This window comes from Nocardioides insulae DSM 17944 (assembly GCF_000422825.1).
In the GTDB taxonomy this organism is placed as follows: Bacteria; Actinomycetota; Actinomycetes; order Propionibacteriales; family Nocardioidaceae; genus Nocardioides; species Nocardioides insulae.
The window spans coordinates 598,395-612,574 of sequence record NZ_KE383929.1 but is presented as its reverse complement, the minus strand read 5'-3'; the positions used below and the strand labels follow the sequence as shown (position 1 = coordinate 612,574).

The following is a 14,180-nucleotide window of genomic DNA, read 5'->3' as shown; positions in this document are numbered from 1 at the left end:
GGCTCGTTCCGGATCAGGCCAGGTCTCCGAGCACCGACTCGGCCGCCCGGAGCACCTCGCCCGAGGCGACCAGCGCCACCGTGGCCTCGATCTCGGGGGAGAGGTGCCGGTCCGGGCCCGGCCCGGCGATGCCGGCCTCGCGCAGCGCGGTGACCACCGCGGCCGTCGCCGGCGACGGGCTCAACGGGGCGCGCAGGTCGAGGGCGCGGGCGGCGGTGAGGATCTCGATGGCGATCACCCGGGTGAGGCCGTCGACCGAACGCCGCAGCTTGCGGGCCGCGGCCCAACCCATCGAGACGTGGTCCTCCTGCATCGCGCTGGACGGGATCGAGTCCACCGAGGCCGGGTTCGCCAGTCGCTTGAGCTCGGAGACGATGCCGGCCTGGGTGTATTGCGCGATCATGTGCCCGCTGTCCACCCCCGGGTCGTCGGCCAGGAACGGCGGCAGACCGTGGTTGCGGGCCACGTCGAGGAACCGGTCCGTACGCCGCTCCGAGATCGAGGCGACGTCGGCGGTCGCGATGGCCAGGAAGTCCAGCACGTAGGCCACGGGGGCGCCGTGGAAGTTGCCGTTCGACTCGACCCGGTCGCCGATCACGACGGGGTTGTCGATCGCCGAAGCGAGTTCGCGGCCGGCCACGCCGGCGGCGTACTCAACGGTGTCGCGGGCCGCGCCGTGGACCTGCGGTGAGCAGCGCAGCGAGTAGGCGTCCTGGACGCGGTTGCAGTCCGGCCCGCGGTGGGAGGCGACCACGCCGGAGTCGGCGAGCAGGGCGACCAGGTTGGCCGCGGAGGCGGCCTGCCCGGGATGGGGGCGCAGGGCCTGCAGATCGGCGGCGAAGACCCGATCGGTGCCGAGCTGTCCCTCCACGCTCATCGCGGCAGCGACATCGGCGGTACGGAGCAGGCGGCGGAGGTCCTCGATCGCCAGCACCAGCATGCCGAGCATGCCGTCGGTGCCGTTGATCAGGGCGAGTCCCTCCTTCTCGACGAGCTCGACGGGTGCGAGGCCGGCCGCGGCGAGCGCGTCGGCGGCCGGCACCAGCCGGCCCTCGGCGTCGCGCACCTCGCCCTCGCCGATCAGGGCGAGCGCGCAGTGCGACAGGGGTGCCAGATCCCCCGAACAGCCCAGCGAGCCGTACTCCCGCACGACCGGGGTGAGATGGTGGGTGAGCAGCCCGGCGAGGAGCCGAGCGGTCTCGACCCGGATGCCGGTGTGGCCGGTGGCCAGGGTGGAGAGGCGGAGCAACATCAGCGCCCGGACCACCTCGGGCTCCACCTCCGGGCCGGACCCGGCCGCGTGTGAGCGCACCAGGGAGCGCTGGAGCTGGGTGCGCATCTCGCCGGGGATGTGGCGGGTGGCGAGCGCGCCGAAGCCGGTCGAGATGCCGTAGGCCGGGGTGGGCGCTCCGGCGAGTCTGTCGACCACCCGCCGGCCCTCCTCGATGGCGGCCTCGGCGGCCTCACCGAGCCGCACCCCGGCGCCTTCGCGCGCCACGGCGTACACATCGGCGAAGGAGACCGCCTCGACACCGACCTCCAGGATTGCTGAGTGAGTCGCCACCTTGATCATGGTGCTCATCGTTTCGTCTCCCCGCCAGTTCACCCGCATCCGAGCCCCCACTTCCGTCTGGGATGCCAGACACCCGCGGTGGGCGGGGTCACGCCGGCGCCGCGCCGGTGCCCCGCCCGAGACCACGACGAGGAAGCAGGGAGCCCGGTCCCGGAGACGCACGCGTGCCGGATCCACCACGCCGGCGCGGCGGCCTATGGTCGGGAGGTGAGGATCTCGCTGACCTGGCTGGGCCACTCGACCGTCGTACTGGACCTGGACGGCGTCCGGCTCATCACCGACCCCCTGCTGAGCGCGCACAACGGTCCGCTGCGGCGGCGTACCGACCTGCCCCATCCCGAGCGCTGGCGCGGAGCCGAGACCGTGCTGATCTCGCACCTGCACCACGACCATGCCGAGCTCGCCTCGCTACGCCGACTGCCCGGGGTGCCGGTCCTCACGGGGAGCGGCAACGTGGCCTGGCTGCGGCGGCACGGGATCGCCGGAGCGGTCGGGCTCGACGACGGCCCGGCCGACCAGCCCTGGCATCGGGTCCGCGACGGAGTCGAGGTGCGTCTCACCCGTGCCGACCACCACCACCGACCGATGCCGCACCGGCCCAACGACGCGCACGGGCATCTGGTGCGGACCCCCGCGGTGACCGTGTGGGCGGCCGGCGACACCAGCCTGTACGACGAGATGGCGGCCATCCCGGACCTGCTCGGACGCCCACTCGACCTGGCGATCGTGCCGATCTCGGGGTGGGGGCCGCGACTCTCCGGCGGGCACATGGACGGCGCCCAGGCGGCGGAGGCGGTCGCGCTCACCGGTGCCCGGCACGCCCTGGCGGTGCACTGGGGCACCCTGCACGTGCCCTTCATGAGCGAGCGCCCGCAGGGTTGGATGGACCGCCCCCACCAGGAGTTCACCAAGGCCTTGGCCCGGGTGGCACCGGACTGTGCACTGCTCGACCTGCGGCCGGGCGAGTCGGCGAGCCTCCCGTCGTAGGAGCCCGGTCAGCCGCCCAGGAAGGGATAGTCGGTGTATCCCTCGGCGCCGCCGCCGTAGAAGGTGGTCTTGTCAGGGGTGTTCAGTGGCGCCCCGGTGCGGATCCGCGCCGGCAGGTCCGGATTGGCGAGGAAGGACCGGCCGAAGGCGGCCGCGTCGATCAGCCCCGCGGCCAGCAACGGGTCGGCCTTCTCCGGGGTGTAGGCCCCGGCGGCGATGATCGGGCCCGGGAACGCCTCGCGCAGCCGCTTGCGGAACTCCTCGTCCAACTCGGCTCCGCCCACCCAGTCCGGCTCGGAGAGGTGCAGGAAGGCGAGGTCGCGGCGGGCGAACTCGGCGGCCAGATGGAGTCCCATCGGCTCGCCGGCGGTGTCGTCGAGGCCGTTGAAGACACCCTGCGGGGAGATGCGTACGCCGACCCGGTCGGCCGACCAGGCGGCCACGCACGCGTCGACGACCTCGCAGGTCAGCCGGGCCCGCCCGGCGAGTCCGCCGCCGTACCCGTCGGTGCGGTGGTTGCTCTCCGCACTGAGGAACTGGTGCAGCAGGTAGCCGTGGGCGGCGTGCACCTCGACCAGGTCGAAGCCGGCCTCCCGGGCCAGCCGGGTCGCGCGGGCGTAGTCGGCGATCACGCCGGGGAGCTCATCGGTGGCCAGGGCCCGCGGGGTCGGGCAGTCCGCCCGCTGGGGGCGGCCGTCCTCGCCCTTGATGGTGGTGCGGTTGCGGTAAGGCAGGGCACTGGCCGAGACCGGCGCTGCGCCCTCGTGGAACGACTCGTGCGAGACCCGACCCACGTGCCACAGCTGGATCGCGATCCGCCCCCCGGCCTCGTGCACCGCGTCGGTGATCCGGCGCCAGCCCGCCACCTGCTCCTCGGAGTAGATGCCGGGGGTGTCCATGTAGCCCTTGCCCTGCGGGGAGATCTGGGCGGCCTCGGTCACGACCAGCCCGGCCGTGGCGCGCTGGAGGTAGTAGTCCAGCATCAGATCGTTGGGCACGTCGCCCGGCGCGGTCGCGCGCATCCGGGTCAGCGGAGCAAGGAACACCCGATTGCGGACGTCGACGGCACCCAGGGAGAGGGGGCGGAGGAGAGCCTCATGCATGGGCGTCAGTGAAGCAGCCGCCACCGACAGGACGCCAAAGGGGGGTCACCAGGGGCTGGGCTCGAAGTCCTTGAGGAAGCAGGCGTAGAGGTCCTCGCCGGCCTCGCCGCGCACGATCGGGTCGTAGACGCGGGCGGCTCCGTCGACCAGATCGAGCGGGGCGTGCCAGCCCTCCGCGGCGATGCGGAGCTTCTCGTGGTGCGGGCGCTCGTCGGTGATCCAACCGGTGTCGACCGCGGTCATCAGGATCCGGTCGGTCTCGAACATCTCCCCGGCGGAGGTGCGGGTGAGCATGTTGAGGGAAGCCTTGGCCATGTTGGTGTGCGGGTGGCCCGCCCCCTTGTAGCGACGGCCGAACTGCCCCTCCATGGCCGAGACGTTGACGACGTAGGCACGGGACCGGCCGGCCCGGACCGCGGCCCGCATCGCCGGCCGGAGTCGGGAGACCAGCAGGAAGGGCGCGACGGCATTGCAGAACTGCACCTCCAGGAGTTCCAGCGGATCGACCTCGTCGACCACCTGGGTCCAGGAGTTGGAGGTCGCCACGTCGGGGAGGAGGCCGCCGGCGTCGACAGCGGTGCCGGTCAGGTGCGCCTCCAGGGAGGCGCTGCCTGCGGTCAGAGCCAGGGCTGCCAGCGAGGCCGCGTCCCGGGCGGTAGGAGAACCGGCGACACCGCCCTCCCGGAGAGCTCCGGTCAGCGCCGCCGGGTGGGCCTCGCTGATCCGGTCGAAGGTGAGCAGATCCGGCAGGGCGACACCCTCGGGGAGCGGGGTCGACTCGCCCTCCAGCAGGTGGGTGTAGGCGCCGGGGGAGCGGCGTACGGTCTGGCAGGCGTTGTTGATCAGGATGTCGAGCGGGCCGCCGGCAGCCACCTCGTCGGCCAGCGCCAGAACTTGGGTCGGGTCGCGCAGGTCGATGCCCACGATCCGCAGCCGGTGCAACCACTCGGCGCTGTCCGGCATCGCCGAGAACCGGCGGGCGGCATCGCGCGGGAACCGGGTGGTGATGGTCAGCTCGGCGCCGTCCCGCAGCAGCCGGAGAGCGATGTGCATCCCGATCTTCGCGCGCCCGCCGGTGAGCAGCGCCCGCCGGCCGGTCAGGTCGGTGCCCTGGTCGCGCTTGGCATGACTGGTCGCGGCGCACGATGGACACAGCCAGTGGTAGAACGCGTCGACGAGGGTGTATTCCTGCTTGCAGATGTAGCAGTCCCGCGGCTTGCGCAGTTCCCCTGCGAAGGCGCCCGGCGCCTGCGAGACGAGCGGGATCCCGGCGGTCTCGTCGTCGATCCGCATCGCCGATCCGGTGGCGGTGCGCTCGGTGACCCCGCGGTCGTGGTCGAGCCGCTCCCGGCGGATCGAGGTTCGCCGGCTCTTCTTGAGCAGCTTGTACACGTACGACGCCGCCCGCTTCACCGTCCGTACATCGGGGTGGTCCGGTGGCAGGTCCGGCAGCTGACCGAGCACCTCCAGGGTGATGGCGAGCTTCGCGGGATCGATCCCGGGGATCGCGGCTAGGTCGGGCGCATCGGTCATGGTCATCGCGGCTGCATCCTATGAGTCCGCGGAGCAGGACCGAGGATCGCGAACGATGGGGTGGCCGGAGTCCCCGAAGGTGGATGCGGCCCTCACTCCCGTGTCATCGCGATGAGGCGCTCGCCGAGCTCCTCGTAGGCCTCGGTACGGATGTCGGCGCCCCACAGCGTGGCCGTACACGCGCCGTCGGCGGCGGCGACGATCAGGGTGATCAGGCCGGGGGCCAGCCCGTCCTCGGCCAGGTCCCGCTCCCAGCGCTCGGTGTCGGCCCGGGAGAGTTCCTCGATCGCCGGGTCGGTCATCAGCATCGCCTGGAGGGTGATCCGCTCGCGCACCGTGCTGGCGTCGTCGGGGGCGTCGAGCGAGGCACGGACGTAGGCCCGGACCAGCCGGCCCGGGGCACGGTCGGCCGGGTCGATCGCCTGGTGGACCGCCTCGCGGAACTCCTCCAGGAGGTTCGCGGCGAGCGCGTGCAGCAGGTCCTCCTTGCTGGCGAAGTGGTAGATCAGGCCGCCCTTGGACACCCCGGCAGCCTTGGCGATCTCCGAGAGCGGGGCGGAGAGTCCGTGCCGCTGTACGGCGGTGGCGGCGGCGTCCAGCAGTTGGCGGCGGGTCTGCTCCGGCGTACGTCCTGCGGCGCGGCCCATCAGGCACCCCTCCCGAGCGGCTGCGGCTCGAGGGTGGAATCGTGTCCGGCGGGAGCGGCGGCGACGCGCGGGATGGTGCGCCACGCGATCACTGCGCCGGCGAGGGCGAGCAGAGCGGCGATGACGGCGGTGGTCTGCATGGCGTGGACGAACGCCTCCTGGGCGGTGTGGACGAGTTCGGAGTCCGGCGGGAGCACGGTGACCGCGGAGGCCAGCGACTCGCGGACCTGATCACCGGTCTCGGCAGGCAGTCCCGCGGGCAGGGCGAGCCCGGAGCGGTAGAGCACGGACAGTAGCGACCCGAGGACCGCGATGCCCAGTGCGACGCCCAACTCATAGGCGGTCTCCGAGATCGCCGAGGCCGCCCCGGCCTTGTGCGCCGGGGCCGTCCCGACCACGGCGTCGGTGCACAGGGTCAGTGTCAGCCCGACGCCCAGACCGAGCGGGACCAGGGCCATGGCGAGCCACACATAGCTCTCAGCGCCTTCGGTCGCCGCGACCAGCAGCAGCCCCAGCGACGTGAGGGCCAGGCCGGTCGCGATCGAGCGGCCCAGACCGAACCGGCGCAGGGTGAGACCGACCAGGGCGATCGCCGCCAGGGACGCGAGCGTACTGGGCAGTTCGGCCAGTCCGGCCTGGATCGGGGTGAACCCGCGCGCCAGTTGGAGGTACTGGGAGAAGAAGTAGAGCAGCCCGCTCAGCGCGAACACCGAGATCAGGGTGGCCAGGACGGCGCCCGAGAAGGCGGCGTTACGGAACAGGGCGACGTCGATCATCGGCGAGGGCAGCCGGCGCTGGCGCCGGATGAACGCCCAGCCCGCCAGGACGCCGACCGCGGCCGTCGTGAGTGCGAGCAGGTCGGCGCCGCCGTCGGCGACGTGCTTGACGGCGAACACCAGTGGCACCACGGCGAGCATCGACAGGGCGGAGGAGACCAGGTCGAACGGCCCCGGTCGGGGGTCGCGCGACTCAGGAAGCAGCAGCCAGCCGGCGACCACCAGCGCGATCACGACCGGGACGTTGATCAGGAACACCGCGCCCCACCAGAAGTGCTCGATGAGTACGCCGCCGACCAGTGGCCCGAGTGCGACTCCGGCGGACGCCGCCGCCGACCAGATCGCGATCGCGCGGGTCCGCTCACGGGGCTCGGGGAAGAGGTTGCGGATCAGGGAGAGGGTGGAGGGCATCAAGGTGGCGCCGGTGACGCCGAGCAGGAACCGGGCGGCGATCAGCGTCTCGGCGGTCGGTGCGAAGGCGGCCAGTGCCGAGGCGAGACCGAACCCGGTGGCGCCCACGAGCAGGACCCGTTTGCGGCCGACCCGGTCGGCGAGGGCGCCCATGGTCACCAGCAGACCGGCGACGGCGAAGGAGTAGATGTCGCCGATCCACAGCAGTTCGGTGGCGCTGGGCGCGAGATCGGCGCTGAGCGCCGGGATCGCCAGGGCGAGCACGGTGGCATCGATGCCGAGCATCAGTACGGCGGTGACCAGCACCGCGAGACCGGCCCATCGCCGGGCCGGGCGGCGTACAGGGGGAGCGGTGGTCGGGGTCGGCTGTGCGGTCACCCCAAAACTGTACTGACTGGACGGTTCAGTTTCCAATCGGACCGACCTCGAGGGGAGGTCGGTCCTCAGTTGGTCGAGAGACGTTCACCCCGTCGTCATCCGGGGCTCGCATCCGTTGCGATCGCGACCCCTACCTTCCGGACGGACCGGACCGTGCCGGTCCATCCCCGATACAACGAGAGAGGCCCCGATGACGACCGCCCCCGAGCGTCGCTCCCTGCCGCTGTTCCCCGTGACCCGACATGGCTCGCGCAGTTATGCGACCTGCTTCTACCGGTGCGGCAACGCGTGTGATCACCCGGAGCCCAACCGCTCCGAGCACCCGCACGTCCGCGACGTCGTCAACACGGCGCTGCAGCGCCGTTCCCTGGTCAAGGGTGCCGCCGTCGGCGGCGGGGCCCTGGTGCTGGCCGGCCTGATCGCCGGCCCGGCAGTGGCGGGACCCGGCAGGGGTCACGGCAATGGTCCCGGCCCGGGTCACGGCCCGGGTCGCGGCCCGGGTCACGGCAACGGTCACGGTTCGCGCGGCGGTGGCCTCGGCCGGGTGGACGTGGAGCCGGTGGCGCCCAACGTCCGCGACGCCTTCACCGTCCCGAAGGGGCTCGAGTCGGAGGTCGTGATGCGATGGGGCGACCCCGTGGTCCCGGGTGCCACCCAGTTCGACCCCCACCGGCAGAGCGTCGCGTCGGCGCGCGCCCAGTTCGGCTACAACTGCGACTACGTCGGCCTGATCCCGCTGGACTCCGGCGACCGGCCCGGCACTCGCGCCCTGCTGGTCGTCAATCACGAGTACACCAACGAGGAACTGATGTTCCCCGCCGACACCTACTCCGAGGACGACATCCGCCGGATCGCGATGGCCAGCCACGGCATGTCCGTGGTCACCCTGGAGCGCGGCCGTACGCCGGGCTCGTGGCGACCGGTCTCGCCCCGGCGTACCAGGCACAACCGGCGGTTCCACGACGCCACCGAGTTCGCCTTCACCGGCCCGGTGGCCGGCCACGACCTGGTGCGGACCTCGGCCGACCGGCGCGGGCGCACCGTGCTCGGCACCTTCAACAACTGTGCCGGTGGCTCCACGCCCTGGGGCACGGTGCTCTCCGGCGAGGAGAACTTCAACCAGTACTTCTCCTCCTCGACCGGCACAGTCCCCGCCCAGTACGCCACCGAGTACGCGCGCTACGGGATCTCCGCGACCGGCGGGGCCGCTCGCAACTGGGCGGCCAGCGACCCGCGGTTCGACCTGGCGACCGAGCCGCACGAGGCGCACCGGTTCGGCTGGGTCGTGGAGATCGATCCGCTCGACCCGCACTCGACCCCGGTGAAGCACACCATGCTGGGGCGGTTCAAGCACGAGGGTGCCAATGTGATCGTCAACGACGACCGTCGCGTGGTGGCCTACATGGGCGACGACGAGCGCGGGGACTACCTGTACAAGTTCGTCTCCCAGGAGCGCTACCTCCCCTCGGACAGCCCCTGGGCCCGCCGGCACAACAAGCTGCTCCTCACCGAGGGCACCCTGTACGTCGCGCGGCTCACCGGTGACGGCACCGAGGACGGCGTCCACGACGGCACGGGGGAGTGGATCCGGCTGGCCACCCACCGGCGCAGCTACGTCCCCGGGATGAGCCTGGAAGAGGTGCTGGTCTTCACCCGCCTCGCCGCTGACAAGGTCGCCCCGACCCGGATGGATCGCCCCGAGGACGTCGAGCCGAACCCGTGGAACGGCAAGGTCTATGCGGCCCTGACCAACAACTCCAACCGCGGCCAGGCGGGGATGGAGCCCGACGAGGCCAACCCCCTGGCCTCCTCGATGGTGCGCTCCCAGCTCGGCGCCCCGCTGACGGCGGCCAGTGGCAACCGCAACGGGTACGTGCTCGAGATGACCCCCCATCGGGGTGACCATGCCTCCGACAGGTTCACCTGGGACCTGTTCCTGGTGTGCGGTGACCCGGAAGCCCCCGAGACCTACTTCGCCGGCTACGACAAGTCGAAGGTGAGTCCGATCAGCTGCCCCGACAACGTCGCCTTCGACGAGGCGGGCAACATCTGGATCTCCACCGACGGCAATGTGCTGGGATCGAACGACGGCGTCTTCCGGGTCCCGCTCAGCGGTCGCGACCGGGGCCGGGTCGAGCAGATGGTGACGGTCCCCCGCGGTGCGGAGGCCTGCGGCCCGCTCGTCGCCGACGACGACCGGTCTCTGTTCGTCGCCGTCCAGCACCCGGGGGAGAGCGACGACTCGACCTTCGCCTCGCCGTACAGCACCTGGCCGCACACCGATGACTTCCCGCGGCCGTCCGTGGTGGTGTCCTACCTGGCCGACTGAGCCACCGGAATCACCGCTCCTCGACAGGCTCGGCCGACGTGGACGTCGGTCGGGCCTGTCTGTCTCGTCGAGCCCGTCGGGGCCTCGGCCGGAGATGGAGGACGCCGCCGGCACGAGCCTCCGCTGAGCGAAATGGGGGGGTTTCCGCTCAGCAGCGCACCACACCGGCGGCGCTGGCGTCGAGTGTTACACGGCCCGCCGGAATCGATCAATTCTCAAGTACCTGCGGGTACGGAGTGTCGATCGGTCTTTACATTTCTGCCCAGATCGGTTGTGCGCCGGACACACCTGGGGATGCGGGGGTGGGACACGGCGAGGGACGTCGGACTCGGTGGGGGAGCGAGGGGAGGAAAGGAGTACGCTGGGCGGGTGCAGTCGATGAACCTGCTTCTTCCGCGGCCGCGCTGACCAGCACAGCGCGGCGACCCCTCCCTGAGTGAGGGGTTTTTTCATGTCGGGAAGCAGACCCGAGACAACCCGAGCCCAGAGAGCACAGACGACGATGACGCAGGAGCAGAGTGTGAGTGAGGCGGTCTACGACGCGGCCGCGCTGCAGGACAAGTGGCGCCCGGTGTGGGAGGAGATCGATCCCTTCCGGGCCGGGCAGCGTGCCGGGGCGGAGAAGCGCTACGCGCTCACCATGTTCCCCTACCCCAGCGGCGACCTCCACATGGGCCACGCCGAGGTGATGGCCCTGCACGACATCATCGCCCGCTACTGGTGGCAGCGTGGCTACGACGTGCTCAACCCGATCGGCTGGGACTCCTTCGGGCTGCCCGCCGAGAACGCCGCGATCAAGCGGGACGAGCACCCCAAGGTCTACACCTACGCCAACATCGAGACCCAGGCCGAGTCCTTCCGCCGGTACGCCGTCTCCTTCGACTGGTCCCGCCGGCTGCACACCTCAGACCCGGAGTACTACCGCTGGACCCAGTGGCTGTTCTTGAAGTTCCGCGAGCGCGGCCTCGCCTACCGCAAGAACAGCCCGGTCAACTGGTGCCCCCACGACCAGACCGTGCTCGCCAACGAGCAGGTCGTCGGCGGTCTGTGCGAGCGCTGCAGTGCCGTCGTGACCAAGCGCGAACTGAACCAGTGGTACTTCAAGGTCACCGACTACGCCCAGCGATTGCTGGACGACATGGACTCGCTGGCGGACACCTGGCCCGAGCGGGTCCTGGCGATGCAGCGCAACTGGATCGGTCGCTCCGAGGGTGCGCATGTCGACTTCGACATCGCGCTCGCCGACGGTTCCGGTGGGACCGAGCGGGTCACGGTCTTCACCACCCGCCCCGACACGCTGTACGGCGCCACCTTCATGGTCGTCGCGGCCGACGCCGCGCTCGCGGGCCAGCTCGTGGCCCCGGAGCAGCGGGGCGCGCTGGAGACCTACCTGGCCGAGGTGCGCAAGGCCAGCGACATCGACCGTCTGGCCAGCGACCGGCCCAAGTCCGGCGTCGACCTGGGCGTCACCGCGACCAACCCCCTCACCGGCGAGCAGATGCCGGTGTGGGCCTCCGACTACGTGCTGGCCGACTACGGCACCGGCGCGATCATGGCGGTGCCGGCGCACGACCAGCGGGACCTCGACTTCGCCCGCGAGTTCGGGCTCCCGGTACGACGCGTCGTCGACACCGGCGAGGAGAACCCCGAGCAGAGCTGGGTCGCCACCACCGGCAACGGCGTGTACGTCAACAGCGGCGCCCTGGACGGCCTGGACGACAAGGCGGCCGGCATCCACCGGATCATCGAGCAGCTGGAGGCCGACGGGCGCGGGACCGGCACCGTCAACTTCCGGTTGCGCGACTGGCTGCTCTCCCGGCAGCGGTTCTGGGGTGCCCCCATCCCGATCATCCACTGCGACACCTGCGGTGAGGTACCCGTGCCGGAGGACCAGTTGCCGGTGGTGCTGCCAGACGACCTGCGTGGGGCCGACCTCAAGCCGAAGGGCGTCTCGCCGCTGGCGGCCGCGGAGTCCTGGGTCAACGTCGACTGCCCCACCTGTGGCGGGCCCGCCAAGCGCGACTCCGACACCATGGACACCTTCGTCGACTCCTCCTGGTACTACCTGCGCTATGTCTCTCCTCATGAGGAGGGTGCGCCGTTCGACGCGGAGGCGCTGCGTGAGTGGGGGCCGATCGACCAGTACGTCGGCGGCGTGGAGCACGCGATCCTGCACCTGCTCTACTCCCGCTTCTTCACCAAGGTCCTGTACGACCTGGGGATGCTGGACTTCACCGAGCCGTTCACCGCCCTGCTCAACCAGGGCCAGGTGATCAACGGCGGCAAGGCGATGTCGAAGTCCCTGGGCAACGGCGTCAACCTCGGCGAGATGATCGACGAGTTCGGCGTCGACGCGGTCCGGCTGACCCTGGTCTTCGCGGGCCCGCCCGAGGACGACATCGACTGGGCCGACCTGAGCCCCGGCGGCTCGCTGAAGTTCCTGCAGCGTGCCTGGCGGCTCGCCGGCGACGTCGCCTCCGAGCCCGGCGCGGCGGTCCAGGACGGTGATCCGGCGCTGCGCAAGGCGACGCACAAGACCCTCGCCGAGGCCGAGCAGCTCATCGAGGGCCACCGGTTCAACGTCGTGGTCGCGCGCACCATGGAGCTGGTCAACGCCACCCGTAAGGCGATCGACTCCGGCTGCGGCCCCGCCGACCCGGCGGTGCGCGAGGCGGCCGAGGCCGTGGCGATCCTGCTGAGCCTGGTGGCGCCGTACACCGCCGAGGAGATGTGGGAGCGGCTCGGCCACCAGCCCACCGTCGCCCGCGCCGGGTGGCCCAGCGTCGACCCGGCCCTGCTGGTCGAGGACGCCGTCACCGCCGTCGTCCAGATCAAGGGCAAGGTGAAGGCGCGGCTCGAGGTCTCCCCGTCGGTCTCCGCCGCCGATCTGGAGCAGCTCGCACTGGCCGACCCGGCAGTGCAGCGGGCGCTGGACGGAGCGCAGATCCGCAAGGTGATCGTGCGTGAGCCCAAGCTGGTCAACATCGTCGTCTGAGCGTGCCTCGGATCCTGGTCGCCGGTGTCTCCGGCTGCGGAAAGAGCACCCTGGCGCGACGGATCGCGTCGCGCCAGGGCCTGCCGTACGTCGAGCTCGACGCCCTCTTCCACGGGCCCGACTGGACGAAGCGGCCGAGTTTCGAAGCTGACGTAGCCTCCTTCAGCGCGACCGAGGACTGGGTCACCGAGTGGCAGTACGACACCGCCAGACCCGTCCTGCTCGCCCGGGCGACCACGCTGGTCTGGCTCGACCTGCCCACGGCGCGGACGATGTGGCAGGTCACCCGGCGTACCGTCGAGCGCCGGCTGCGCCGTACCGAACTGTGGAACGGCAATCGCGAAGGACCGTTGCGCACGATCCTCACCGATGACGAGCACATCATCCGGTGGGCCTGGCGGACCCGGCACAAGTACCGCGACGTCCCGGCGCAGCTGGCCGCGACCGCACCGCACGTCGAGCTCGTCCACCTGCGCTCGCACGCCGCCGCGCAGGCCTGGCTCGATCACGCGACGGGTTCCCAGGCCCGGCGTCCCGAGTAGGGTGCCAGCCATGGGACACATCGCCGTCGTCACCGACTCGGCCGCGATGCTGCCGCCGGAGGTGGCGCAGAAGCACCACATCGCGATCCTGCCACTGCAGGTCGTCATCGACGGAGAGTCCTTCGACGACGGGACCGCGGAGGCCTCCCCGGGGGCCGTGGTGGCAGCGATGCGGGCCCGTCGGCCGGTGAGCACCTCCCGGCCCGCTCCGGCGGTCATCGGCGAGTTCTACCAGGGCCTGGTCGAGGAGGGCGCCGAGCGGATCGTCTCGGTGCATCTCTCGGCCGAACTCTCCGGCACCGTCGAGTCCGCCCAGCTGGCGGCCCGCGGTGCCGCGGTCCCGGTGCACGTGCTCGACATGCGCGGGGTCGGCCCGTGCCAGGGATACGCCGCGGTCGCGGCCGCGGTCGCCCTGGCCGACGGCGGCACCCCCGAGGAGTCGGTGCGCGCGGCGCTGGCGCGCGCGGACGCGACCACCTCGTTCTTCTACGTCGACACCCTCGAGCACCTGCGTCGAGGCGGGCGGATCGGTGCAGCGGCGGCGCTGGTGGGCTCCGCCCTCGCCGTCAAGCCGCTGCTGGCCGTCGACGGCGGTCTGGTCGTGCCCAAGGAGAGGGTGCGTACGTCGGCACGGGCGCTCGCGCGGCTCGAGGACCTCGCCGCGGAAGCGGCCGGGGCCGGGCAGATCGAACTCACCGTCGCCCACATGGCCGCACCCGAGCGCGCCCGCTCGCTGGGTGATCACCTGGCCGAGCGGCTGGCCGGAGGGTTGGCCGGCGAGGCCATCTACGTGGCGGAGATCGGTGCGGCACTGGGTGCCCACGTCGGCCCAGGCATGCTCGGTGTGGTGGTGGCTCCGGCCCTGTGACGAGGTGGCCGGCCGGCGTCCACTCGGGCCCGGGCGGT

10 protein-coding genes are annotated in these 14,180 nt (G+C 71.7%); 5 read left to right on the top strand and 5 right to left on the bottom strand.

The features are described from left to right. Positions 1-13: 13 nt before the first annotated feature. Positions 14-1,573, bottom strand: coding sequence for a histidine ammonia-lyase (hutH, locus tag G515_RS0117315; RefSeq protein ID WP_036556220.1), 1,560 nt, complete (start codon positions 1,571-1,573; stop codon positions 14-16). Between the two features lie 207 nt (positions 1,574-1,780). Between hutH and G515_RS0117310 the strand changes: the two genes are divergently transcribed. Further along, on the top strand, positions 1,781-2,560 hold the full coding sequence (locus G515_RS0117310; RefSeq protein WP_028661159.1) for an MBL fold metallo-hydrolase: 780 nt from the start codon (positions 1,781-1,783) through the stop codon (positions 2,558-2,560). An 8-nt stretch (positions 2,561-2,568) separates the two neighbouring features. On the opposite strand, the gene nemA is transcribed toward G515_RS0117310, so the two are convergent. The 4 genes from nemA to G515_RS22145 all read right to left on the bottom strand — a co-directional run bounded on the left by nemA (position 2,569) and on the right by G515_RS22145 (position 7,408). Next, on the bottom strand, positions 2,569-3,663 hold the full coding sequence (gene nemA / locus G515_RS0117305) for an N-ethylmaleimide reductase (protein WP_028661158.1): 1,095 nt from the start codon (positions 3,661-3,663) through the stop codon (positions 2,569-2,571). A 45-nt stretch (positions 3,664-3,708) separates the two neighbouring features. Next, on the bottom strand, positions 3,709-5,202 hold the full coding sequence (locus G515_RS0117300; RefSeq protein ID WP_028661157.1) for an SDR family NAD(P)-dependent oxidoreductase: 1,494 nt from the start codon (positions 5,200-5,202) through the stop codon (positions 3,709-3,711). 86 nt (positions 5,203-5,288) lie between these two features. Beyond that, positions 5,289-5,843: a TetR/AcrR family transcriptional regulator gene (locus tag G515_RS23965; protein WP_028661156.1), complete on the bottom strand. Its 555-nt coding sequence runs from the start codon at positions 5,841-5,843 to the stop codon at positions 5,289-5,291. Further along, entirely contained in the window at positions 5,843-7,408 is a 1,566-nt protein-coding gene (locus G515_RS22145; RefSeq protein ID WP_051218525.1) for an MFS transporter, read from the bottom strand. Before G515_RS22145 ends, G515_RS23965 begins: the two co-directional genes overlap by 1 nt. Positions 7,409-7,598: 190 nt before the next feature. Here G515_RS22145 and G515_RS0117285 point away from each other — a divergent pair, with 190 nt between their 5' ends. The 4 genes from G515_RS0117285 (at position 7,599) to G515_RS0117270 (ending at position 14,142) form a co-directional block, all read left to right on the top strand. Next, a complete protein-coding gene (locus G515_RS0117285; protein WP_028661155.1) occupies positions 7,599-9,737 on the top strand; it encodes a PhoX family protein in 2,139 nt (712 codons plus the stop codon). 502 nt (positions 9,738-10,239) lie between these two features. Beyond that, entirely contained in the window at positions 10,240-12,732 is a 2,493-nt protein-coding gene (gene leuS, locus G515_RS0117280) for a leucine--tRNA ligase (RefSeq protein ID WP_028661154.1), read from the top strand. 2 nt (positions 12,733-12,734) lie between these two features. Next, entirely contained in the window at positions 12,735-13,274 is a 540-nt protein-coding gene (locus G515_RS22140) for a P-loop NTPase family protein (protein WP_245565455.1), read from the top strand. 10 nt (positions 13,275-13,284) lie between these two features. Next, positions 13,285-14,142 carry a DegV family protein gene (locus G515_RS0117270; RefSeq protein ID WP_036555931.1) on the top strand — a complete coding sequence of 286 codons (858 nt, stop codon included), beginning with the start codon at positions 13,285-13,287 and terminating at the stop codon, positions 14,140-14,142. Positions 14,143-14,180: the final 38 nt, after the last annotated feature.

Bases quoted from the DNA above. Each gene is read 5' to 3' on its own strand.
- leuS (WP_028661154.1), top strand. From the start codon at position 10,240: ATGACGCAGGAGCAGAGTGTGAGTGAGGCGGTCTACGACGCGGCCGCG.
- nemA (WP_028661158.1), bottom strand. From the start codon at position 3,663: ATGCATGAGGCTCTCCTCCGCCCCCTCTCCCTGGGTGCCGTCGACGTC.
- hutH (WP_036556220.1), bottom strand. From the start codon at position 1,573: ATGATCAAGGTGGCGACTCACTCAGCAATCCTGGAGGTCGGTGTCGAG.
- G515_RS23965 (WP_028661156.1), bottom strand. From the start codon at position 5,843: ATGGGCCGCGCCGCAGGACGTACGCCGGAGCAGACCCGCCGCCAACTG.
- G515_RS0117285 (WP_028661155.1), top strand. From the start codon at position 7,599: ATGACGACCGCCCCCGAGCGTCGCTCCCTGCCGCTGTTCCCCGTGACC.
- G515_RS0117270 (WP_036555931.1), top strand. From the start codon at position 13,285: ATGGGACACATCGCCGTCGTCACCGACTCGGCCGCGATGCTGCCGCCG.
- G515_RS0117300 (WP_028661157.1), bottom strand. From the start codon at position 5,202: ATGACCATGACCGATGCGCCCGACCTAGCCGCGATCCCCGGGATCGAT.